Below are 23,806 nucleotides of genomic sequence, written 5' to 3'. Positions count from 1 at the left end.
TCAACGAAGTCCGCGATGCATCGCGTCGATCAGCCGGCCCGTTTCGTCGCAGCCGTATTCCCAGAACATGATGCCGGCCAAGCCGTTCGCGATCACGTAGTCGCACTTGCAGGCGATCGATTGCTCGTCGTCGTACGAGATCAGGCTGCTTCCGTCGAACAGATACGGCGCGCAAGCCTGCCCGTCCCAATGGCGGACGTAGCCGTTCTTGCCGATGTAATCGGCGGCCAGCGCCGTGAAGTCGGGGCCGTAGCCGCCGGTGCCCGCGGCCATCTGGTGCAGCCCGTTCGCCCGGTCGGGGACGCCGCCCCAGACGCGGGAATAGAAGGCCGCGCCGATCACCAGCTTCTCCTTCGGCACGCCCGCCTCCGCGAACAGCCGCACCGACGCATCCGCGCTGCCGCGGAACAAATCCCCGTCCGGCGTATACAGATTCGTATGATGCCCGGTCGAAATTTGGAAGCCGCCGCGCATGTCGTAGGTCATCAGCTGGATGAAATCCAGCGCCCGCTGCGCGTCGCGCATCTCCGTCCCGTCCACGTAATACGCATCGGCTCCCGCGGCGATCGTGAGCAGGTACCTCCTGCCGTCCTCCGCGCCCTTCAGATCCAGCGCTTCCCTGATTGCCCGAAGCAAAAGCGTGAAATTCCCCTTGTCGGCCGGACTCGAGGCGATCCCCGCTATGCCGTAGCACGGATATTCCCAGTCGAGATCGATGCCGTCGAAGGGATGCTCCGCCAGCGCGCGCACCGCCGAAGCGGCCATGCTCGCCCGGCCCGACTCCGTCGCCGCGGCTTCCGAGAACCCGCCCGCTCCCCAGCCGCCGACGGACAGCAGAAGGCGAAGCTTCGGGTAATCCCGCTTCAGCTCGCGCAGCCGGTCCAGATGCTTCAAATGCTCCGTCCGAATCTCGTCCTCGCGCACGTGGCCGAAGGCGACGTTCAGGTGGGTCAGCTTCGCCAAGTCATCCGGCCGCAGCGACGGAATCTTCCCGTCCACGACATAGCCTGCCTTGATATAAGGTTGCGCGGTCATGCGTTCTCACCTCCATTTGATATGGCGAAGGATGCGATGGCGTTCAAGAGCCGCAGCGCTTCCTTCCCGGTTCCGATCCGATAGCCCGAGGACGCGTAACGCACGCGCAGCCGTTCGTCGACCACGAAGAGATGCGGGTAACCCGCGTCGCGGGAAGGCCGCGGGCTCACGCCTGCCCAGTCCGCCGGCCCGGCGTCCCGTACGACCGCCGCGCTGGCCGGCAGTTCCGGGTACGCGGCGGCATCGAACGCCGCGGCCGGCTCGGCGCCGCCGGCGGCGAGCACGATCGGCGCGCCGAGCGCCGCGTACGGCGCGGCCAGTTCGCCGAGCTCGCGCAGCAGATGCTTCGTCGGCTCGCGCTCCGGCTCGAGCCAGGCGACGAGCGCACCCTTGCGGCCGGCCAGCTCGCCGAGCTTCCGAATCGTTCCGTCCGCGAGCGCGAACGGGCGATCGGCCGGAAGCGCGCCCAAGACGGGAAGCGCCTCCGCCGCCCTGCGGTAGGACAGCGTCACGGCCGTCTCTTCGCCCGCCCGCACCGCGAAGTACGTCAACCGCGCTTTCACGGCGCCGTCCTTCATGCGCACGCCCGTCGTCAGCCGGTACGCGCCCGGCTCCGCCTCGAACGGCGCATCGTAGACGCCGGCGGCGCCGAGCGGATCGAGCAGCGTGACATACGCGCCGTTCGCCAGCCGGGCGACCGTGAAGTTCTCGGCGTAGGCCGCCTCCGGCGCGTCGGGCGCCGCGGCGGGATCCCGCAGCAGGCGCACCGTTCCGCGGCCGCTTGCCCCCGCTGCGGATGACGGCGTTCCGCCGCGCGCGGATCGGGCATCCGCCTCGCCGCCGCATGCCTGATCGCGGTTCGCGCCGTCCCCGATCTCCCCGCCGCCGTTCGCCGCTTTACCGGCCGCCCCGTCCGTCCCGTCCGTCCCGTCGCCGTACAGCGCATCGGCCCAACGCCCATTCGTCCAATACTGCGGCTTCAGCTCGCTCGGATGGAGCCGGGCGGGAATGCCGAGCGCGCGGCACAGCGCCGCGAACAGAACATCCCGGCTGACCCGGTCGCCCCGCATCAACCGGAAGCTGCCGGCCGGATTGCCCCGACCTTGCAGGTTCGGCACGTCCGCCTCCCATAAGCCGAAGCGCTCGCCCAGCCAGCGCGCCAGCGCGGCCGGCGCCGCCCGGAACGCGGCGGCTTCCTCGTCGCCGAAGGCTCCGGCGAACAAGCCCCGGTACGGCACGATCATCTCGTGCAGCACGCGGGGGCAGAGGACATAGCGGACGAAGACGTCCTCCGGAAACGCCTCGCGGTACGGCATCGCGCCGAGCAGATGATCCGCGAGCGCAGGCGAGAACGTATCCGTCAAATCCTTCTCGTTCAAGCTCTCGAGCAGCCGCAGCGGCCACTCGCCGTGAACCGCGGCCTGCTCGCGAAGGAACGCCGCGATCTCCCGGGCGTTGCCCCGCGCCTTGCGCAGCGCGTCCCCGACCCGCTCCGCCGGCAGCCCGGCCGCCGCGGCCAGCTCGGCCGCTTCGGCTTCGCCCGGAAACGACGCCTCGTACGCGGCGCGAATGCGCGTCCCCTCCTCGAGGCGGCGCCGGTGCCGCTCGGCCGCTTCTTCGGACAGCGGCGCCGGGGGGTCGCCCGCAAGCTCGGGCGGCGGCGTCAAGTCGGCGTCGACCGCGCCGGCAGGCTGCTCCCGGCGGTCGAGCACGAGCTCGACGCGGCCGTCGCCGGCGGAAGCGAACGTTTCGCCCCACAGCTCGCCTTTCGCCGCCCGAACGAGCAGATCGCCATAGCCGGTCGTCAAGCGGGCCTCGCCGCGTTCGTCCGTCGGCAGCGCCGCGATCGGGAAGAACTCCGCCATGTTGTACAGCTCGAACCTGACTTGCGCGCCGCGCGCGGCCTCGCCCTGCCCGTCCTTCGCGGCGACCGTCAGCGTCCGCGTCGGCGCGTAATTCGGCAGCAGGTTGATTTCCGTGTACCACGCGTCGGCCAGCGTCACGTCTTCTGACCCCGGGTAATCCCCGGCGATGCGGGTATTGACCAGCATCGCCCGGCGCGCGGGCGGGCCGAACCAGCCTTGATCAAGCCGGGCTTCCGGCTCGCACGCCCCGAAATAATGCCACGTTCCGTCGGCCCATGCTTCCACCCACGCGTGGTTGTCGTCGCAATGCGCCCAGCGCGGCGTGTACACCTGCCGGGCGGGAATGCCGATGCTCCGCAGCGCGGCGACGGCCAGCGTCGATTCCTCGCCGCACCGTCCCCGCGCGTTCCGGAGCATGCCGAGCGGCGAGAGCGTCCGCAGGTCGCTGCCGACGTACGTCGCTTTCTCGTGGCACCAATAATTCGTCTCCAGGATCGCGTCCGCCATCGACAGCGCCGACGTGCGGCCGGCCAATTCGGCGTGCAGCGCGCCGCGGGAATCCTCGATGTTCTCCGTGTTCACCCGGTATGGCAGCACGAACGCCAGAAACAGGCGGTCCGGCACCCTCGCGCCCCACGGCATCCGTCCGCGAATCTCGAGCGTCGTGCGCACGTGGTTCAGAAACAGCGTCCCGTCATAATCGGCCATATCGATGACCGGCATGTAGGCGTACAGATATTTCAGCGCCCAGCTTTCCTCGTCCGTCAGCGCGTCCCGGAACACGCCGAACAAAGCCTCCTCCCGGGCTTGCGCGATCGCCCGCTTCTCGCGGAATTTGCGCTCAATGCGCGTCTTGGCCGCGTCGTCCAACGAAAACGCGGAGGGCTGCGTCATGGCCATTCAAACCGACTCCTTCCATAGTTTTCCGTCCTCGCGAATGCAGTAGACCGCGCTCCCGTCCGCGGACGGCGCCGTGAACTGGAACAAGCTGCGCGTCGTCTCGATCGCGGCCTCAATGGCGGACGCGATCCCCCACGCCTCCCGATCCGCCGCCAACGCCGCGCCGTCCGGATAAACGCCGTGAACCGCGCGGTAATTGCGCGCCTTGTAATACAGCCGGCGCAGCGCCCACTTGATCCGTTCGTCCGCCGGCGGCGCGAACGAGAACGGCCCGTTCGCGTCCGCGAACGCGACGATGCCCCACAGCTCCGGATAGTGCATGTTGACCAGCCCCATCGGCGACCAGACCCAATTGTCCTCCGGATACGGCCGGCCCGTATCGGGATTCAGCGTCTTGCGGTATTCGCCGTCCCGCGCCTCGGCCCGCCACTCGACGCGGGAGAAGTTGACCCGCCAATAGTCGCCCGCGACCGGCCGCCGCCCCTCGGAGGCGTATTCCTTCAGGCTGTTCCACGGCATGGCGACCTCCACGCTCCATTTCCGGTTGTCCGCCCCCGGACGGTTCAGCTCGCCTTCGATATGCACCGCCGTCTTCAGTCCGGCGATATCCCAGCCGTTCACGGCCGGTCCGCCGTCGCGGTACGGCTTCGGGAGCAGCAGGTCCCACACCGTGTTCAGGGCGTTGATCTCGAACTCGTAATAGCCGTGCGTGTCGCCGTCCGGATCGATGAAGATTTCGAAATCGTTGTCGCGGAAGATCACCGAGTCGCGTTCCGTCTGCGTCGCCCAAATCTGGTCTTCCTCCAGCTCCGCCGCGAAATAGAAATAGTCGTCGTCCCACAGCATCTTGGCCCGGGTCCGCTTGGCGGGCTTCGGTCGAAGGCCGCCTTCGATGTCGACGAAATCGTCCGTCCAATCCGCCGCCTCCCAGAACGGCTTGTCGACCCGGCCGTCCACGGCCAGCGCTCCCGGGGCGCGTTTGCATAGGTAGTGCTTGGGGTTATAGTCGATCTTCGGTTCCGGCACTTCGCCGAGTTTCATGTCGATCCCTCCATGCGGGCTATGTTCAAACCGCGGTTTTGTTGCTATCATGTAAACAACTTGGCGCAAGGCCATTCGGCAAGGAGGCAGGCCATAGAAGCATGACCTACTTTAAATCCCGGCTGTTCCTGAGATACATCTGGTCGTATTTGTTCATTCTGCTCATCCCGCTCGTCTGCCTGACGGTCTTCGTCTACCGCAACGCCGTCGACAACCTCCGCTCCGAAATCGAGCAATCCCGGCTCGCTCAGCTCACCCAGGCCAAAATCATCGTCGACGGCCGGATGAAGGAGCTCGGCGAGATCGCCTCCCGCATCTCCTACGACAAACGGCTGACCGCTTACCGGGTGCATGATCCGATCTACGCCGGCGAAGCTATTGCCGCTTTGGACCAATACAAGGCGACCAGCTCCATCATCGGAGAACTCTACTTGTACTTCCACGGCGACGGTCGCATTTACTCCAGCAAAGGCTTGAACGATTACGCGGTGTTCGCCGAGAACGTCCGTTTCCGGCAGTGGGACAAGGACGCCCTGTTCCGGGATTTGAACGGCGTCCGGTACCCGACGATGCGTCCCGCCGACAGCGTCAGCAAGCCGAACGGGCTTCAGGAAACGATGCTCGCCTACCTCAATCCGATCACGCCGAACAATCCGAATCCGCACGGGACGGTCATGTACCTGATCAAGGAATCCGAGCTGACGAGCCTGATCGATTCGACCCTCGGCAATTACAAGGGCTTGACGTACATCCTCGACAACCGGGGCCGTCCGCTGGTGGACAACCGGCAGGGCGAAGCGCTGACGAGCGCCGAGGCGAAATCCCTGTTCGACACGCTGACGCCGGGCATCTCCGCCCGCGGCCTGAACGGCAAGGCGCATTCGATCGTCTCCATCCGCTCGGAAACGAACGGCTGGACGTACGTGACCGTCATGCCGAGCGCGCAGTTCTTCAGCAGCGTCCTTCACGTGCGCAGCTTCGTCATCATGCTCTTCGCGATCGTCGTCGCCGCCGGCGCCGCCATCGCGCTGCTGCTGGCCCGGGCGCAGTACCGGCCGATCTCGTCGCTCGTCGCGTTCGCGTCGGCGAAGACCGCGGCCGATAAGCCGGCAGGCGGGCCGCCGGCATCGCGGAACGAGCTGGACCGCATTCGGTCGGCGCTGCAGGACTACAGCTCCCGCATCGATCTGCAGGAGCCGTTCGCGCGCAACCATTTCCTTTCCCTGCTGCTGAAGCACGGCCATGCCCGGAGCCTCGCGCCGGAGCTGCAGGAAGCGTTCGGCCTGTCGTTCGACCGGACCCGCCACTTCGTCATCGCGGCCGGCTGGGAGGAGCGCGGCGAGCTCGGCAGAGCGGAGCGGCAGGAGATGGCCGAGCTGCTCGCGCAGTTGGAATTCCCGGAACTGAACGCCGAGGGCTATGGCGTCGAGCTGTCGCAGCTCGATCAATTCGGCCTGATGATCGGCTTCGACCCCGTTGGCGGGACGGAAGAGTTCGAGCAGGTCCGGCGCATCGTCGAAGCCGTGCGGAGCACGATGCTGGAAGCGCTCGATTTCATCCCCGTCGTCGGCGTCGGCACGTGCTACGCCGGGCCCGACCAGCTGAACCAGTCGTTCATCGAAGCCTGCTCGGCGTTCGAGCTGCGGGTCTCGTCCGGCAGCGGCACCGTCACGTATTTCGAGAAGCTCTCTTACCCTTCGGAGCAAGCGGTCTGGATTCCTTCCAACACCCTGATGAAACTCGCCCAAAGCTTGAAGCAGGGCAATGACGACATCGCCGGCCAAATGATCCGGGACGCGTTCCGGAGCCTGCAGGCGTCCGAGCTGTCGGCGCTGCTCACGCGGTGCATGTGCCTCGACGTGCTGAATACGCTTCTGAAGACCGCCTCCGAGCTCGGCCATCACCGCCTGCTGCAGGACGTCTCGCCGAACATGCTGTACGGCAAGTCCATGGAAGAGCTGGAACGCGGCCTGCTGGACTTGGCGTCCCGATTGTGCCGGCTGGTCGAGCAGAGCAACCGGAAGGAAGAGCAGACGGTCATCGACCGGATCGCCGCGCATCTGGACCTCCATTACGCCGACGCGGGCCTGAGCCTCGAGGCGGTCGCCTTCGAGTTCGGCATCTCGCCGTCCCACCTCAGCCGGTCCTTCAAGGAGAAGACGGGGCACAATTTCGTCCAATACGTTTGGCAGCGGCGGCTGGAGCAGGTCATGCGCGAGCTCGCGACGACGGGCGACCCGCTCAAGGACATTATTCAGAAGGTCGGCTACGTGGACGCGCCGAACTTCATCCGCAAGTTCAAGAAGGAAACCGGCTATACCCCCGGCCAGTACCGGAAGCAGTTCGCCGCCGGCGGCGCGGCGGAAGCGGCCGCGGATCTGGAAGAGGCGTAGACGCCCGCCCGTTTTCGGAAGAAGCGAACGCCCGGCCGCAGCGGCCGGGCGTGTTTGGCGTTCGCGCGCCGCCGTGCGGGATTATTTCCCCGTATTCCAGCGGTCGTAGGCGCCTTGATAGAGCTCCGCGATCCGGTCGCCGCCCATCTTCTTGATCTGGGCGATATACTTGTCCCAATCGGAGAGCGGCTCCTGCCCCGTGACGAACTTCGCTTCCATCTGCTGCACGTACGTGTCGAGATCGGACAGCAGCGTCGTCGCTTCCGTCTGTTCGTCGTTCGTCAGGTACACGTTCGGGAACGGCGCCTTGCCGATCGGCTTCAGCTTCGCCGCGTTCTCCTTGTCGATCCAGTCGTCGAACTCGCTCCGCAGCCCCTTCGTCAGCTCGCTCGAGCTCATGCCCGGCGTCAGGATGCCGTAGTTCGGGGTCATCTTGCCGCGGTATTCCTCGCGGTCTCCGCCGCCCGGAACCGGCAGCCACTCCTTCTCGTGCGTCGCCTTGTCCTTATACTTCCACAGCGTATTCTCCGGCCCTTGGCTGAACAGCGTCGCCCCGTCGTAGCCGTATTGGTAGTCGATCCAGCGCATCGTCGCTTCCGGCGCGGGGTTCTTGCTCGTGATCGCGAACGTGCCGTTGGCGGATAGGCCCGGGTGCATGCCGTATACCGGAGAATCCGGCACCTCGCTCTTGACCGGCTGCATCATCGGATTGTCGCCGCTCGCCTCGCCGCCGAGCGTGAAGTACGGGAACCAGTCGTTGAACAGCGCGATCTGGTTGTTCTGGCCCTTCGCCTTCTTCTGCTCGGGCGTCTGGGAGAACGTCTCGTGATCGAGCAGCTCGTCCTTCCACAGGCGGTTCATGAACGTCAGATACCCCTTATAGCCTTCCTCCTGAGGCGTGTAATGCACCTTGCCCGCCTTGTCCGCGTAGACGGCTTCGTCGTAGATGCCCCAGAAGCCAAGGAAGAACATCCTCAGATCGTCCAGCTTGACCGACGTGAGCGGCACCTCGTCCGGCTTGCCGTTGCCGTTCGGATCCTCGTCCTTGACGCGCTTCAGGAAGGCGTACAGCTCGTCCGTCGTCTTCGGCAGCTCGGTCACGTTCAGCGCCTTCAGGAATTTGCCGTTGTACCACATCGGGCTGCGGTACCAGACCGCGGAGAGGTCGATGTTCGGCAGCGCGTACATATGGCCGTCCGGCGCCGTGAACGATTTGCGGATGTCCGGATGCTCGTCGAAAATCTTTTTCAGGTTCGGCGCGTAGCCTTCGTCGATATACGTCTCCAGCGGAATGAGAACGCCTTGCGAGCCGTACGTCACCTGCTCCGCGGGCTTCAGATCGGCGCCGTAGAACACGTCCGGCAGATCGCCGCTCGCGAACACCAGGTTCTTCTTGGCGGCGAAGCTGTCGATCGGCGCGAGCTGGTAGTCGAACGCGATCCCGGTCAGCTTCTCCATCTCCTGCAGGACGGGCATCTGCTTCCAATCCGCGACGCCCGCGTCCTGCGACATCATCGTCAGCGTCAGCGGCTTGGCGACGATCGGGAAGCCGTCCTTCTTCACGCCCTCCGCGTCCCCTGAGCCGTTCGCGTTCGCCGCGCCGTTCGAGGCTGCGGCGCCGTTCCCGTTCGCCGCGCCGCCCGAATCGGAAGCGGCCCCCTCGTTGTCGTTCGCCGAGCCGCAAGCCGCCAGCACGGATGCCGTCAAGGTCAGGCCGACCAAGACGGATGAAGCCTTGCGTAGCTTCTTCATTCGAACATCCCCCTTCAAATTGGTTATGGCCAGATCAACCCTTGATAGAGCCAATCATAACACCCTGCACGAAATACCGCTGTAGAAACGGGTACACCAGAATGACCGGAACGGTCGCCACGATGATGACGGCGTATCGGACCAGGGCCGCGATTTCCGCCTTGCTGTTCAGCGCCGAAGCCGTCGACGCGTCCAGCGCGGCGCCGCCCTGGGCGCTCATCTCCTGCAGCACGAGGATTTGGCGCAGCACGAGCTGAAGCGGATACTTGGCGTTGTCGTTCAAGTAGATGAGCGCCGAGAAGTAGCCGTTCCAGTTGCCGACGCCGTAGAACAGCGCCATGACCGCGATGATCGGCATCGACAAGGGCAGCACGATGGTCAGGAACAGCCGCCAGTTCGAAGCGCCGTCGATTTGGGCCGCTTCCTGCAGCTCCCGCGGGATGGAGCTTTGGAAGAAGGTCCGGGAGACGATAATGTTCCAAATCGACGCGGCCGACGGCACGACGATCGCCCACATCGTATCGACCATGCCCAGCCCTTTCACGAGCAGGTAGGTCGGCACGAGACCGCCGCCGAAAAACATCGTGACCATGAACATGCCGGTAAAGAATTGACGGCCGACGAAATCCTTGCGGCTTAGCGCGTAGGCGGCCGGCAGCGTGACCGCCAGGTTGATCGCGGTGCCCACGACCGTATACAGAACGGTGTTGCCGTAGCCGATCCAGATGTTCCGATTCCGGAACACCCGCTCGTACCCGTCGAACGTGAAGCCTCTCGGCCAGAGCCACATGTCGCCGGAGGCGACGAGCTTCGGATCGCTGACGGACGCGCTGACGATATACGCCACGGGGTACAGCACGACGAGGAACGCCAACAAGACATACAGGTAATTGAACGCGAGGAACGCCTTGTCGCGCCCGGTTTCTTTCACGCCCGTTAACATGGGCAACCTCCTCCTACCACAAACTGTTCTCGCTCGTCCGGCGGACGATCTGATTCACGAGGACGAGCAGCACGGCGTTGACGACCGAATTGAAGAGACCGATCGCCGTCGAGAAGCTGTACTGGGCGTCCACGAGGCCCGAGCGGTAGACGAACGTCGAGATGACGTCCGACGAATCCATGTTCAGCGGGTTTTGCAGCAGCAGGATCTTCTCGAAGCCAACGCCGAACAAGCTCCCCATGTTCAGAATGAGCAGGATGGTCATCGTCGGAACGAGCGTCGGAACGTTGATGTGGCGCACGCGCTGGAAGCGCGAAGCCCCATCGATGACGGCCGCTTCGTGCAGTCCCGGATCGACGCCCGACAGCGCCGCGAGATAGATGATCGTTCCCCAGCCGGCGCTCTGCCAAACGCCCGACAGGACGTACATCGTCTTGAACCAGCGCGGATCGGTCAGAAATTCCGGACTGCCGAATCCGAGCGCTTCGATCAAGCGGACGACCATGCCGGTCGACGGGGTCAGGAAGGTGATGATCATCCCGGCCATGACGACGACCGAAATGAAATGCGGCGCGTACGTCACCGTCTGGGCCAGCTTCTTGAAGAAGCCCGTCCGCACCTCGTTGAAGGCGAGCGCCAGGATGATCGGAATCGGGAAGCCGACGGCCAGCTCGTACAGGCTGATGCTCAGCGTGTTCCAGATCAAGTCCCAGAAATAATAAGAATGGAAGAAGCGGACGAAATGATCGAAGCCGGTCCATGCGCTGCCGAAGATGCCCTTGGTCGGCACGTAATTCTTGAACGCGATCTGGATGCCGTACATCGGGCCGTACGAGAAAATTAGAAAATAGAAGAACGCCGGCGCCACGAAGATGTACAGCTGCCAGTTGCGGGCGATGCTTCGCCAACGCCGTCCCGCCGTCCGCGTTCGGGGAGCGGGGGCGCTTGCGGGAACCGCTTCCGTGTTCTGCATGGAATCACTCCCTTCTTGGATTGTGGTGTCGCGAGCCGCGATTCCCGTAGGTTGATGGAAGCTTAGCTGACCTTGACATCCTCCACGATAGCCGCTTGCGGCAGCGGCTGTAAATATGTCGTTTCCGCCATTCGATTGAAAGCGTTATACGCCAAGCCCGGAGCGTGATTGACAATCGGTCGCAGCAACCCCGCCATATGTCGTTTTTGCTGCGGTTTGCGGCCGGCCGGCCGGCAAGAGCAAGTTTGGCCTATCAACGGACGTTCGCAGCCGGCCGAACGCAGAGATGACACGCTCGGCGTAGAACGCATGTAAGCGATTTTTCCGCGGCAGCAAAAATGACATACAAAAAAAGCCGCTCCGATAGGAGCAGCCTTGACCCGCGTTGACGGTCGCAACCGATTCGGCCGTCGTTTCGACGCTGCCTTGCGCAACGTGTCGATGCCGCGCGGTCCTCATGTTCGTTACCGTTATATCCTCTCGTCCTGCTTCTCGTACGTGATCGCGACCTCGATGTCCTGATCGTAATGGCCGAATTGGCGGCCGAACAGGCTGACGCCGCCGCAGCGAACCGCCGTCTCGGGGCAGGCGATGCGCAGCCGGAGCTCTTCGTTCGGCCGGATGCCCAAATCGGACGGCGTGAGCGCGGATAGCCGGATGCCGTCGAGGAACGTGCCGTCCCGGCGGATCGCGATCGTCTTGAGCAGCCCGTGCTGCGTGCCATGGTACCACCAATTTGGCGTGAACACGCCCTTCTGGGCGCCGAAGTCGCCGGGGCAGGTCCACGTGCCGAGCTCGCGCCCGTTGATGCCGAAGGTGATGTCGGAGGGCCAGCGCTCGTTGTAGCCCGGCGCCTCCGAGCAGATCTCCATCGAGATCGTCACGCTCGACACCGTCTGCCCGCCGACCAAATAATTCGGCACGCGGTATTCCACGTAGCCGCTGCCGAACCAGAGCATCTTCGCTTTCACGTGCTCCGGATCCCAGAAGTACCGGGGGTCGTCGACGATGCCGATCATCGACGTCTCCGATGCCAGGCCGCAGGTCGGCTTGACTTTGAAATCGGTGTATTGGCCGACCGGAATCGAGACGTCGTACCGCCGGCTGGCGTCGCGGGCGGCCGGCGCGCGCAGCTGCAGCGTCACGGCGTCCGGCAGCAGCCGGCACACCTTCAGGCGGCCCCGCGTCCCCGAGATGCTCTCCGTGCCGACGATGCCGGCGCTCTCCAGCTTCTGAATATGCTTCGTGACGATGGCGGAAGACAGGCCGAGCTCCGCGGCCAGCTCCTTGATGCTGCGCGGCGCGGCGTCCAGCAGCTCGATGACGCGGACGCGGGTTTCCGACGCGAAGCACTCCAGCAGCGCCATGTTGGCGGTCGTGACGCGAATGTTCATAAGGCAGCCCCGTTCCTTCGCATAATCGTCTCATTGTCTAACCGCAAGTTAAAATCGCTTCATTATATAACCCGAAAGTTAATTAATCAACTTCGGGTTGACGGACTCCTGCGGAGCGATGCATAATGAGTTCGGGTCTTATCAATTGGTTATTTTATTAACTCTAACGTTAATTAAATGGGAGGCAATGCAGATGGCAGAGCAGCTGCGCGCGGAGCATCCGCGTCCGCAATTCATGAGGAACGACTGGTTGAATTTGAACGGGGAATGGGAATTCGAGTTCGACGACGAGCAAACGGGCGCCGCCTCCGGCTGGCATCTCGGGCAGCAGGCGTTCTCGAAGCGCATCCAAGTGCCTTTCGCTTACCAGAGCAAGCTGAGCGGCATCGGCGATACCGATTTTCACGATACCGTCTGGTACCGCACCGCCTTGAACGTGCCGGCGTCCTTCGCGGGCAAACGGACGCTGCTGCATATCGGCGCCGTCGACTACGAGGCCTCCGTCTGGGTCAACGGCATCCTGGTCGCGACGCACGAAGGCGGCCATACGCCGTTCCGCGCGGACATCACGGACGCGCTGAAAGCCGAGGGCAACGTGCTCGTCGTCAAGGCCGCCGACTACAGCAAGGATTTGACGATTCCGCGCGGCAAGCAATACTGGATGCGGGAATCCGCCAGCATCTTCTATACCCGGACGACCGGCATTTGGCAGACCGTCTGGCTGGAAGCCGTGTCGCCGGTCCGCCTCGACAAGGTCAAGATGACGCCGGACATCGACCGGCACGAGATCCGCATCGCCGCCTTCGTCGCCGGCGCCGCGACCGATGCCGCTCTTCGCGTCAAGGCTAGCATCACGTATGACGGGCAGCCCGTCGCCGAGGACGTGTTCTCGATCCGCGCCGGCCGCTCCTCCGCCGTCCGCGCGATCGGCATCGAGGACTTGAGCGAGCTGAGGATCGGCGGCTACTGGAGCCCGGAGCATCCGCATCTGTACGACGTCGCGTTCACGCTGCTCGACGGCGATGCCGTGCTCGACGAGGTGCAAAGCTACTTCGGAATGCGGAAGGTATCGATCGCCGGCGGCAAGCTGTGCCTGAACAACCGGCCGTATTACTTGCGCATGGTGCTGGACCAGGGTTATTTTCCGGACGGCGTGCTGACGCCTCCGAGCGACGAGGCGATCAAGCGCGATGTCGAACTGACGAAGGCCATGGGCTTCAACGGCGCGCGCAAGCACCAGAAGCTCGAGGATCCGCGCTGGCTGTATTGGTGCGATAAGCTCGGCCTCGCCGTATGGAGCGAAGCGGCGAACGCGTTCGAGTACAGCGACGAGTACGTGCGCCGCTTCACGAACGAATGGATCGAATCCGTGGACCGCGACTATAACCACCCGTCGATTATCGCCTGGGTGCCGATCAACGAAAGCTGGGGCGTGCCGAACGTGCCGGTCGACAAGCTGCAGCAGCAGCACGCGATGGCCATGTACCACCTGACCAAGTCGCTCGACGAGATGCGCCCCGTCGTCTCCAACGACGGCTGGGAGCTCGTCAAGACGGACCTCTTCAACATTCACGACTACGAATGGCGCCGCGAGGTGCTGATGGACCGGTACAGCACGGCGGAGAAGGCCGTCTCGGCGATGCCGGCCAACCGCGTGCTCGCCGTGGAAGGCTATCCGTACGAAGGCCAGCCGATTCTCGTCTCGGAATTCGGCGGCATCTTCTATAATAAGAGCGAACGCGACGGCTGGGGCTATTCCGCGGCGGCCGACGACGAAGACTTCCTGAAGCGCCTGCGCGACGTCGTGCAGCCGATGTATCTGGCCGGCGTCGTGCAGGGCTTCTGCTACACGCAGCTGACGGACGTGGAACAGGAGCTGAACGGGCTCTTGACCTACGACCGCAAGCCGAAGCTGCCGCTCGACGCGATCAAGGCGGCCGTGGAAGGCCGCTAAGGCGCGGAACCGCCCGCCTTGCGCCCGATACGCGCATAACCGCAAGGCGCATCAACCCGGATCGTCACCCTACCGCAAGCAACAACGCAAACGCCCGCGGACGCAGTCCGCGGGCGTTCGTTTCGCTAAGGGGCCTCTCTCGCCTTGGCCGGTCTTGAGCGGAATGCCGTCAAGCCTTAATCGATGTCGAGCAGCTCGAGGATGACGCCCAGCTCCTCGGTGCTCTCCAGGTAGGCGTATTTATCGCCGTGCTGGATCAGCGGATAGCCGAATCGCTCCAGCTCGGCCGCGGTTTCGAGCATCCGGTTCTTGGCCTTGAAGGCGATGTGATGGACGCCCGGACCTTTCTCGGCCAGGAAGTCCTTCCAGGTCGTCGGATCCTCGGTCGGCTCGATGAATTCCACGACCACGTTATCCAGATGAAAGAATGCCAGCTTCACCCTTCCTTCCGTCGGCCGGCCCATGTACGTGACCGTATCGCTGCCGTCCGCGTTGGCCGTCACGACCTGCGGAACCGGAACGTTCAGCAGCTCCGCGAACCGGCTTGCCGCCTTCTGCGCGTCGCGCACGATCATCGCGATCTGGCAGACGAACGGCGCTCCCAAAATAGCCTTCTCCATGTTAATTCCTCCTTTTCGTTATCGGGACGCCCGCCCGAACCGGCGCTATTCTCCGAGCCGGTAGCTGACGAACGCCAGCCGGCTGCCGTCGGGCGACCAGGAATGGACGTTGAGCGTGCCTTGGCCGCCGAACAAGCCGACCAGCGTGCGGTATGCGCCGCCGGCGCTCGGCATGAGCCGGATTTCGACGTCCTTGTTCGCGGGATGCTCGCCCGGGGCGACGTCGCCCTTGCGGTAAGCGAGATACGCGATCGTCCGGCCGTCCGGGGATACGTGCGGAAACCAGCTGTTGCTGTCGTCGTCGAACGTCATTTGCGCTTGCTCGCTTCCGTCCGCGTTCATGCGCCACAGCTGCATAAGCCCCGTCCGCACCGAATTGAACCAAATATGCCGCCCGTCCGGGGAATATTCGGGTCCGTCGTTCAGGCCAGGCGCGTCCGTCAGCCGCGTCTCCACGCCGCCGCTTGCCGGAATTGTGTAAATGTCGTACTCGCCGTTCCGCTCCCCGCAGTAGGCGAGCGTGCGCCCGTCGGGCGACCAGCCATGGAGATAGCTGGGCGCCAGCGGCGTGATGAGCGCGGGCTCGCCGCCCCGCGCCGGCAGGACGTAGATGCGGGATCCGCCGTCCTCGCGGGTATGATGGCTGACCGCCAAGCGCTCGTGGTCGGGCGAGAGCACGTGGTCGTTGTTGCACCGGTCCGCATAGCCGGAGTCGATCGGCGACGCTTCGCGCGTCGCGAGATCGAAGGCGAAGAGATGCCCTTGGCTGTTATAGAGAAGCTTGCCGTCCCGCGTCCAGTTCGGCGCTTCGATCCGTTCGTCGAATTCGGCCAGCGCGACGCGTTCGCCGGTCCGTACGTCGACCGTTTCCAATATGCTGGTCACGCGCTGCGGTTCGTTCGGTCGTTTCATTGTCCCGTCTCCTTCGGTTTCGTCTTCCGTCGCAAGCCGGCTATGCGCGGGGCTTGATATTCAGGTTTACGCCCAAGTCGTCCTCGCTGTCGACGATCGTCCAGCTGCTGCCGGGGTAATACCCGATCGTCCGCATCGCGTAGCCCATCCGCTCCAGCTCGCCGACGACGGCGTCCCGCCGTTCCCCGACTTGAAAGCCGAGATGGTGCACGCCGTTGCCGTGTTTGTCCAGAAACTCCCGGAACGTGCTGGGGTGTTCGTCCGGCTCGTGAAGCTCGATGACGAAGCCGCCGGCCCGGATCACCGCCAGCTTGAGGCCGTAATACGCCGGCTGGCCGCGATACGTCAAGTCCGGATTATGCGAAGGAAGCTGGACGCGGATCTCCGGCACGGGCACGCCGAACAAATTCGCCCACGTCTCGGCGGCCTTCCCGATGTCGTCCACGACGATCGCGATTTGAATGAATCCTTCGAAGCCGATCTGATTTTCCATGGCTATCCCATCCTTTCGGTCTGACGCGGGCTTACGCGCCCGCCTTCGCTTCCAACGTGCTTAAGTAGCGCAGATGCTCCGCCATCCGTTCGTCCGCCTTGAACGCGAAGCCGAACGTTTCCTCGATGCGGGACACGTCGATCGGCCGCTCCCCGGGCTCGGGACGGCCCTTGTCCTCCAGCGCGATCCGGCTGCCGGAACCGAGGAGGTCGACCGCCATGCCCGCGATTTGCGCCCACGTGCGGAACTCGGTGCTGACGGACGTGTAGTAGCCGCGGTTCAGCGTATCCGAATGAAGCAGCTCGGCGTACACCTTCGCGAGATCGCCCGCCCAGATGAACTGCGTGCCGTCGTTCCGGACGAAGGTCATGTCCTCGCCGGCCAGCGCGCTCCGCACCATCCGGACCAGCTTCAGGTCGGGATAGAGCGGCCCGCCTTCCACGCAAGGATTGCCGAACGTGTAGCCCGGCCGGACGATGTTCGCCTGAATCCCGTACTGCGCGGCGATCGCGAGGAGATACGCTTCCGTCGCGGCCTTAGCGGCGCCGTAATAGGACGCCGGCTTGATATAGCCCCTGTCGTCGTGAGGGGCCGAGCCGAAGCTGGCGATCGACGAGGTGAAGATGATTTTGCGCACGCCGGCTTCCGCCGCCAGCTGGAACAACCGGACGGAGGGCATCGTTTCGCGCGTCATGTTGTCCATGGCCGTCCCGTCCAGCCACGCGAGCGCGACGTGCACGCAGGCGTCCTGCCCCGCGAGCGCCGATGCGATGACATCGGCATCGTCCATGGTGCCGGCGACCAGCCGGATGCGGTCGTGATTGACGAAGGCCGGCACCTTGCCGACGTTCCGCGCCAGCAGCGTCAGCTCGTGGCCGTGGTCCAGCAGCTCCTTGACGACGTACGAACCGATGAAGCCGGTCCCTCCCGTTACGAATACTTTCATCGTCTTGCTCCCTTCGCTTATTCTTTGACGCTCCCCATCACGAGCCCGGTCGTGAAATACTTCTGCAGGTACGGATAGATGCACAGAATCGGGATCATCGCGAGGAACATTTGCGCCGCCCCGGTCGTCCGCGCGCTGACGAGCGACAGGTACTTGGACAAATTGCCGCTCAGGTCGGTATTGTTGCGAATGAATTCCTCCGGATTCACGACGACGGTCTGCAGATACGTCTGGAGCGGGTACTTCTCGATCTGGTTCATATAGATCATCCCGTCGAACCAGCTGTTCCAATGATCGACGAACGCGAACAGCGTGACGGTCGCGATCGTCGGCGCCGAGACCGGCAGCACGACCCGGAGCAGCGTCTGCACATGGCCCGCGCCGTCGATGTAGGCCGCCTCCAGCAATTCCTTCGGCAGGCTGCGCATGTAGTTCATGACGACCAGCATGCTGAACACGGGAAGCGCCCCGGGCAGCACGAGCGACCAGACGGAGTCGATCAGTCCGGTGCTCTTCACGACCATGTAGGTCGGAATCAGGCCGGCGTTGAACAGGATGGTCACGACGAAGAACCAGGAGAACAGGCTGCGCGCCCTGAAATCCGTCCGCGACTTGGACAGCGGGTACGCGGTCAGGATGATCAGCAGGAGGTTGATCGGCACCCCGAGCGCCGTCCGGCGCAGCGAGACCAGCAGCGACATGAAGAACTTCGACGTATTCGTGATGAATTCGTACGAGACCGTCGTGAAGCCGACGGGGAAGAACGTCACCTCTCCCGCCGCGACCGCGGTCTTGTCGGAGAACGACACCGCGAGCAAATTAATGAAAGGCGCGATGCACAGCAGCGCGACGACGAGCAAAAATACGAGGTTGGCCGCCAGAAACAGCCTGCGCGGCACCGAAGCCTTGATTCTCATAGTCCTGTCCTCCGTCAGAAGACTTTGTAGCCGGTGAATTTGTCGGCCAAGTAATAGGACGCCACGATGAAGACGAGCGAGACGCCGGATTTGAACAAGCCCGCGGCCGTGGACAGCGAATATTGCGCCTGCTCGATGCCGAGCCGGAACACGAACGTGTCCAGAATATCGCCGGTGGAATACACCACGGGACTGTACATGTTATAGATCTGGTCGAAGCCGCCGTTCAGGATGTTGGCGAGGCCGAGCACGCTCATCAGGACGACGATCGAGGCGATGCCGGGCAAGGTGATGTGCCAGGTTTGCCGCCAGCGGTTCGCGCCGTCGATGACCGCGGCCTCGTAGAGCGCGGGATCGATGCCCGTAAGCGCTGCCAGGTAGATGACCGAGCCGAAGCCGAAGCTCTTCCAGATGTCCGCGACGACCATCGTGGCCGGGAACGCGTCCGGATTGCCGAGGAAGAAGATCGGCTCGATGCCGAGCTTGGCCAGCAGGACGTTCACGAACCCTTCGCTCGGCGACAGCAGGTTGATCAGAATGCCGGACAGGATGACCCACGACAAGAAATGCGGCAGATAAACCAGCGTCTGGAAAACGCGCTTGGCGAGCAGGCTCCGGACTTCGTTCAGCAGCAGCGCGAACGCGACCGGCACGACGACGCCCGCGACCATTTTGGAGAGGGCGATCACGACCGTGTTGCGGATGACCGGCCCGATGTTGGGCATGGAAAACAGCGTATCGAAGTTTTTGAATCCTACCCACTGCTGGGGGCCGAACAGCCCTTTCGCCGGGATGAATTTCTGGAACGCGATCACGACGCCGGCCATGGAGCCGTAGCTGTAGACGGCCACCAGCACGACGGCGGGAAGCAGCATGGCGTAGAGCGGCAGCTCCCGCATCAGCTTGTCTTTTCGTTTCAGGCTCGCGAACATCCTTGCCACCGCCTTCTGGAATGGTAAGCGAAGCGCCGCCGCGCCGCCGGCCGAACGTCCGGCCGGCGGCCGCGCTTCGCCATCGGGAGGGAACTATTTCGCCGGATACATCCGATCCAGCTCGTCGAGCGTCTGCTGGCCGCCCGCCTTCAGCCACTGCTGCACGAAGCCGTCGAAGGAATCGACGGGCTTGGCGCCGGTGATGATATCGGTAAAGGCCGTAATCGTCAAGGTATCGAGCGACGCCACGTTCGTCAGCCACGTTTCCGGCCGCTGAATGCCCAGAATGCTCTGGACGATCGCGTTATCGGGCATGTACTTGTTCAGGACGATGGGCAGCGAGCCCGATTTGGACATCTGGCCCCACGTGCCGAACGCGTTGTCGTCCTTGGCGAGCGAGCCGTCCTCGAAGCCTTGGATATAGTCGTACAGCGGCTTCGCGGCCGGCGCGAGGCCGTCGGAGGAGCCTTTGTCGAACGCCTTCAGCAGATCGGCCGCGTACACCTCGCCCGGCTGGTCGATATAGAGCGGGGACAGGCGGTACTGCTCGTCGGCCCAGTACTTGAGATAATCGTCCTTCGACGAGTAATTCACGGTTTGGTCGTACAAGTCGAGGATTTTGATCGCCGCTTCGGGATGCTTGTAGTCCGCGCTGACCATCGTCATCTGGCCGACGGCATTGCTCTCGATGCCGATTTTGTAGTCGTAGCCCGCTTCCGTCGGGATCGCGTACGGATGCACGATGACGCCGTCCTTCTTGTACACGTTGTTGTAGGGGTACCAGGTTCCCCAGTTGCTGCCGTACGCCATCCCGATCTTGCCGCTCGTGATGTCTTCGACGAGGGCCGACTCGTTCTTGGACGTGAATTCTTTATTGATGAAGCCCTTCTTGTACATGTCGGCGAGCACGGCGAGCGCCTTCTTCGTATTCGGCTGGATCCAGCTGAACGTCATCTTGCCGTTCTCGTCGCGATAGAACATGCTCTCGTCCCTGCCCGGTACGCCGAACGCGGACACGAGGCCGAGGATGCTGCCGTGGTTCTGGCGGATGAGATCCTTGTTGAGGGCGAGCCCGTACGTGTCGCCGTTGATGCCGTTGCCGTCCGGGTCGCCGGTCGCGAACTTCTCGGCCAGCGCGACCATCTCCTCGACCGTCTTCGGCGGCTCCGAGTGGGTGTTCTTCAGCCAGTCCTCCCGGATCCACAGGAACGGCGCTTCGTGGAAGTTGTCGTTCATCCGCGGGATGGCGTACAGCTTGCCGTCGATGGTGGCGCCGGCGAACGAATCGGCGAACCGCTCCTTGTACGCTTTGAGCGAATCCGAAGCGTACTTGTCGAAGACGTCGGTCAAATCGGCCAGCTGCCCGCTCTGCGCCAGCTGCAGGAAGACGTTCGCGTCCTGCGTCTTGAACACGTCGGGCAGGTCGCCGGAAGCGATGACGGCGTTGAGCTTGTTTTTATACGCGTCGGTGCTGCTGTCGGCGGAGAACGCCACCTTCAGATCGATGTTGAGTTTGTCCTTGATCAACTGGCTCCACCGGTTGTCCTCCCACGTATCGCCGTCCAGCAGCTTGGAAGCGGCCGCCGTTTGCACGGCCCACGACATCGTGACCGGCTTGCCGTAAGGGGCCGTCGGATTCGCGGGATCCATGCCGGCGTCGGCGCTTCCCGCGTTCTCTTGCGCGTCTTCCGCCCCCTTGCCCGCGCCCGAATTGTCAGCGGTTTCACAAGCGGAGAGAGCCAACACCATGAGCAAGCCTGCCAGAACATGCGGTAAGGCGCTTCCGGGTCTTCTCTTCTTCACGTACAACTCCTCCTTATCGTCTATGCGATCTTGACCTGACTCCTATCGCCGGCGCTGCAGCTGCGCTTGCTTCCGGCCGCCGTCTCCTTTCTCTGCCCGAAATGTCCATAAACACGCGTTTATTTCCAGTGATACAGGACCCCCTATCTACGCGAAAACTAAGCCCTGTTCTGCGATCGAATTTGCTGCCAGGCAGGCTTATGTGCCGGAAACAACCCGAAAAACAAGCATTTCCACCACAGCCGTTCCGGTTGCTCCCCGTCTTATCCGGACTATGCAACAGGCCGAACACAACGGCAGGACTGCCAGCAATTTACGCAATTGGCATAAACACGTGTCCACGAGCCCATCATACACAACGAATAAAAACGCTGTCAATCTCTAAATTATAAGGTTTTTCCAAAAACATCTGACCGATTCCGAAATTTGAATTGAATAAACACGCGTTTATGTTATAATGACTTGAAACTTCTCCCAATCGGGCGCTGTCCGCGTTCGCCGTTTCGAACACGCGCGGCGTTCCGAAAAGCAGCCATGCGGCAAGGAGGTCAACCTTATGACGAACGACGAAGGGTTTCGCCCATTGTTCGACGGCCGCACGCTTGCGGGCTGGCATGCCGTCCCGCGCCTGCCCGTCCCCCGCTACCCCGGCGGACCCGGACCGGACAAAGACGCCGAAGCTTACAAGAAGGCAGCGGCGACGTCGGGCAAGTGGACGGTCGAGGACGGCGCGATCGCGGGCCGGCAGGATCCGCCCGGATGCGGATACGGCGGTTATCTGGTCAGCGACGGCCTGTACGGCGATTTCGAATTGGAAGTGGAAGCCCGGCCCGACTGGCCCGCGGATACCGGCATTCTCGTACGCGCTTCCGCGTTGGGCTCGCAGGGCTTCCAGATCTTGCTCGATCATCGCCGTTCCGGGAATATCGGCGGCCTGTACGGCAACGGCATCGGCGGCTTTCACGGCATTGCGTTTACCCTGGACGCCGTATACGACGAACAGGGCAAGCCGGTCGGGCTGCAGCCGGAAGATCCCGCGGCTTCCATCGAGCCGCTCACGTCCGACAAGCCGGCGATTCTCGACTACGCCGCCTCGGGCGAGGACTTCCTGTCCGTCTGGAAATGGGACGATTGGAATACGTTCCGCATTCGCGTGGAAGGGGCGTCGCCGCGAATCACCGTCCACGTGAACGGCCTGAGGGTCGCCGAGCTGGACGCGGCCGCCTTGGAGCATCCGTCCTACGACGCCGCCGCGGTCCGGGAGCTGCTGGGCGCCAAAGGCCGCATCGCCTTCGAAATTCACGACAACGATCCCGGCATGGGCGATGCCCGCTGGGGACCGAACGCCGCCTGCAGGTGGCGCGGCATCCGGATTCGGGAGCTGTAGGCCGCGACCCGGACGGGCTCGGCGCGTGCCGGGCGCGGCTTAATTCCCGCTTACGCCGGATTTGCCGCCTCGGCTTGGCGCCGGCGTTGCTCCGGTTGCGCCGCGCGCCGCTTGCCTCGCTTGCGCCCTGGCAGCGCAAAAAGACCCGCGGCGATGCCGCGAGTCTTTTTTGGCGCGTCGAGCGAAATCGCGACGACGCGCTTGACGCAGGGATTGTCGGCGAATCCGCCCGACCGGCCGGATCAAACTCTCCGGCACGAATCTCTGACGACCAGGCTGCAATCCAGCGTGATTTCCTTCGCGCCGGGCGATTTCTGCTCGATTTTCGTAATCAAATACGCCGTCATGCGTTTCATCATGTCGCCGAGGTCGACGCGAATCGTCGTCAGCGCCGGGTGATGCTTCTCGCTCAGCGCATGATCGTCGAAGCCGATGATCGAGATATCGCCCGGCACGCGCAAGCCGCGTTCCTTAAGCGCCCGGATGGCGCCGAAGGCGACGCTGTCGTTGGCCGCCACGATGGCCGTCGGCAAATCCTCCCGCCGGTCCAGCAGCGTCTGGATCGCTTCGTAGCCGCCCGTTTCGTTAAAGTCGCCGTCGAGCACCCATCTCGGGTTCACCTGAAGGCCGCACATGCGCATCGCCATCTTGAAGCCCTCGAATTTGGTCACGCCCGACAGCCGCTTCATGTCGCCGTTAATGATGCCGATGTTCGTATGCCCAAGCCCGGCCAAATAAGCCACGGCCTGCTTCATGCCCGAATCGTTGTTGAAATTGAGCACGATTCGGTTCGGCTCCGGATGCTCCGGAAGCTCCTGATCGACGACGCCGATCGCGAACCCTTCGGCGATCAGTTCCTCGATGAACGGCTCGGGATTGTCCGCGCCGATGAAGATGCCGCCGTCGATCCGGCGCTGATAGAAGATCTCCCGGACCCCTTTGATCAGCTCGGCATCCTTCGCGTCGCGGAGAATATGGGTCAGCACGTAGTAGCCGTACTCGGACGCGTGCTCGATGACGCTTACGATGAGCATGTTGGTCAAGATGTCGCCGGATACCCTGCCCTGCTCGATCATGAAGAGCCCGATCGTGCGGGAACGCTTGCCGGCGAGCACTTGGGCGGAGGCGTTCGGGAAATAATTATGCTCCTCGATCACTTTCAACACTTTGTCACGCGTCTCCGGAGGCACATTGGCGTAATTGTTGATGACCCGGCTTACCGTGCTTCTGGAAACCCCGGCTAGCCGAGCGATCTCCGTGCTGTTGATGTCCGTCTTTTTCATCCAATCCATCCTTTGTCATGAACGCGTGTTTACGCAGTAATGATACACATCCGGTTTCTCGATTGTCAATCTCTTTCGCATAACGGCAGGCATTGACGAGCCTTAACACCATTATTAACACCGCAACTCTTGCATAAACACGTGTTTATGATATGCTAGACACAGTTTGAAGGCACCTTGCTAGATGACACTCCTCGCAAAGGAAGGGATAACGATGCGTCTTGGCGGTCAAGTGTTTGTAAATGAACAAAATCCGGAGACTT

General features: G+C 63.2%; 18 protein-coding genes. 3 read left to right on the top strand and 15 right to left on the bottom strand.

What is annotated here, in order from left to right:
* Genes I8J29_RS25215 through I8J29_RS25205 form a run of 3 tightly spaced genes read right to left on the bottom strand, consistent with a single transcriptional unit; the run spans position 1 to position 4,841 of the window.
* Entirely contained in the window at positions 1 to 1,035 is a 1,035-nt protein-coding gene (locus tag I8J29_RS25215) for a glycoside hydrolase family 18 protein (protein WP_208850184.1), read from the bottom strand.
* Positions 1,032 to 3,800 carry a transglutaminase domain-containing protein gene (locus tag I8J29_RS25210; protein ID WP_338113282.1) on the bottom strand — a complete coding sequence of 923 codons (2,769 nt, stop codon included), beginning with the start codon at positions 3,798 to 3,800 and terminating at the stop codon, positions 1,032 to 1,034. The genes I8J29_RS25215 and I8J29_RS25210 overlap by 4 nt, the downstream gene beginning before the upstream one ends.
* Entirely contained in the window at positions 3,801 to 4,841 is a 1,041-nt protein-coding gene (locus tag I8J29_RS25205; RefSeq protein WP_208850183.1) for a carbohydrate-binding family 9-like protein, read from the bottom strand.
* Positions 4,842 to 4,942: 101 nt separating this feature from the next.
* On the opposite strand from I8J29_RS25205, the gene I8J29_RS25200 reads away from it, so the two are divergent.
* Positions 4,943 to 7,234 (top strand): helix-turn-helix domain-containing protein, encoded by a 2,292-nt coding sequence (locus tag I8J29_RS25200; protein WP_208850182.1) that lies wholly within the window; start codon positions 4,943 to 4,945, stop codon positions 7,232 to 7,234.
* Positions 7,235 to 7,315: 81 nt separating this feature from the next.
* Here I8J29_RS25200 and I8J29_RS25195 read toward each other — a convergent pair whose 3' ends face one another.
* The 4 genes from I8J29_RS25195 to I8J29_RS25180 all read right to left on the bottom strand — a co-directional run bounded on the left by I8J29_RS25195 (position 7,316) and on the right by I8J29_RS25180 (position 12,296).
* Positions 7,316 to 8,986, bottom strand: a complete 1,671-nt coding sequence (locus tag I8J29_RS25195) for a type 2 periplasmic-binding domain-containing protein (protein ID WP_208850181.1) — start codon at positions 8,984 to 8,986, stop codon at positions 7,316 to 7,318.
* Positions 8,987 to 9,020: 34 nt separating this feature from the next.
* Complete coding sequence (locus I8J29_RS25190) at positions 9,021 to 9,929, bottom strand: carbohydrate ABC transporter permease (protein ID WP_208850180.1); 909 nt, start codon at positions 9,927 to 9,929, stop codon at positions 9,021 to 9,023.
* A 13-nt stretch (positions 9,930 to 9,942) separates the two neighbouring features.
* A complete protein-coding gene (locus I8J29_RS25185) occupies positions 9,943 to 10,902 on the bottom strand; it encodes an ABC transporter permease (RefSeq protein WP_208850179.1) in 960 nt (319 codons plus the stop codon).
* A gap of 470 nt (positions 10,903 to 11,372) precedes the next feature.
* A complete protein-coding gene (locus I8J29_RS25180; protein ID WP_208850178.1) occupies positions 11,373 to 12,296 on the bottom strand; it encodes an ArsR/SmtB family transcription factor in 924 nt (307 codons plus the stop codon).
* Between the two features lie 193 nt (positions 12,297 to 12,489).
* Here I8J29_RS25180 and I8J29_RS25175 point away from each other — a divergent pair, with 193 nt between their 5' ends.
* Positions 12,490 to 14,250: a glycoside hydrolase family 2 protein gene (locus I8J29_RS25175; protein ID WP_208850177.1), complete on the top strand. Its 1,761-nt coding sequence runs from the start codon at positions 12,490 to 12,492 to the stop codon at positions 14,248 to 14,250.
* Between the two features lie 176 nt (positions 14,251 to 14,426).
* Here the strand turns inward: I8J29_RS25175 and I8J29_RS25170 are convergent, their stop codons facing one another.
* From I8J29_RS25170 to I8J29_RS25140, 7 genes are all read right to left on the bottom strand, one after another.
* Positions 14,427 to 14,870 carry a VOC family protein gene (locus I8J29_RS25170; RefSeq protein ID WP_090648649.1) on the bottom strand — a complete coding sequence of 148 codons (444 nt, stop codon included), beginning with the start codon at positions 14,868 to 14,870 and terminating at the stop codon, positions 14,427 to 14,429.
* Between the two features lie 45 nt (positions 14,871 to 14,915).
* Positions 14,916 to 15,782 carry a TolB family protein gene (locus I8J29_RS25165; RefSeq protein ID WP_208850176.1) on the bottom strand — a complete coding sequence of 289 codons (867 nt, stop codon included), beginning with the start codon at positions 15,780 to 15,782 and terminating at the stop codon, positions 14,916 to 14,918.
* Positions 15,783 to 15,822: 40 nt separating this feature from the next.
* Positions 15,823 to 16,275, bottom strand: coding sequence for a VOC family protein (locus I8J29_RS25160; RefSeq protein ID WP_208850175.1), 453 nt, complete (start codon positions 16,273 to 16,275; stop codon positions 15,823 to 15,825).
* 31 nt (positions 16,276 to 16,306) lie between these two features.
* Positions 16,307 to 17,221 carry an NAD-dependent epimerase/dehydratase family protein gene (locus I8J29_RS25155; RefSeq protein ID WP_208850174.1) on the bottom strand — a complete coding sequence of 305 codons (915 nt, stop codon included), beginning with the start codon at positions 17,219 to 17,221 and terminating at the stop codon, positions 16,307 to 16,309.
* A gap of 17 nt (positions 17,222 to 17,238) precedes the next feature.
* The gene (locus tag I8J29_RS25150) at positions 17,239 to 18,138 is read right to left on the bottom strand and encodes a carbohydrate ABC transporter permease (RefSeq protein ID WP_208850173.1); all 900 of its coding nucleotides are present in this window, start codon (positions 18,136 to 18,138) and stop codon (positions 17,239 to 17,241) included.
* A 14-nt stretch (positions 18,139 to 18,152) separates the two neighbouring features.
* Positions 18,153 to 19,070, bottom strand: coding sequence for an ABC transporter permease (locus tag I8J29_RS25145; protein ID WP_208850172.1), 918 nt, complete (start codon positions 19,068 to 19,070; stop codon positions 18,153 to 18,155).
* Positions 19,071 to 19,163: 93 nt separating this feature from the next.
* A complete protein-coding gene (locus tag I8J29_RS25140) occupies positions 19,164 to 20,873 on the bottom strand; it encodes an extracellular solute-binding protein (RefSeq protein ID WP_208850171.1) in 1,710 nt (569 codons plus the stop codon).
* A 556-nt stretch (positions 20,874 to 21,429) separates the two neighbouring features.
* On the opposite strand from I8J29_RS25140, the gene I8J29_RS25135 reads away from it, so the two are divergent.
* The gene (locus I8J29_RS25135; protein WP_208850170.1) at positions 21,430 to 22,260 is read left to right on the top strand and encodes a 3-keto-disaccharide hydrolase; all 831 of its coding nucleotides are present in this window, start codon (positions 21,430 to 21,432) and stop codon (positions 22,258 to 22,260) included.
* Positions 22,261 to 22,502: 242 nt separating this feature from the next.
* Here I8J29_RS25135 and I8J29_RS25130 read toward each other — a convergent pair whose 3' ends face one another.
* Positions 22,503 to 23,543 (bottom strand): LacI family DNA-binding transcriptional regulator, encoded by a 1,041-nt coding sequence (locus I8J29_RS25130; protein WP_208850169.1) that lies wholly within the window; start codon positions 23,541 to 23,543, stop codon positions 22,503 to 22,505.
* Between the last annotated feature and the right edge of the window lie 263 nt (positions 23,544 to 23,806).

Source organism: Paenibacillus artemisiicola, from assembly GCF_017652985.1.
Taxonomy (GTDB): Bacteria; Bacillota; Bacilli; order Paenibacillales; family Paenibacillaceae; genus Paenibacillus_Z; species Paenibacillus_Z artemisiicola.
The sequence above is the reverse complement of the archived record's forward strand: the minus strand, read 5'-3'. Positions and strand labels throughout refer to the sequence as shown.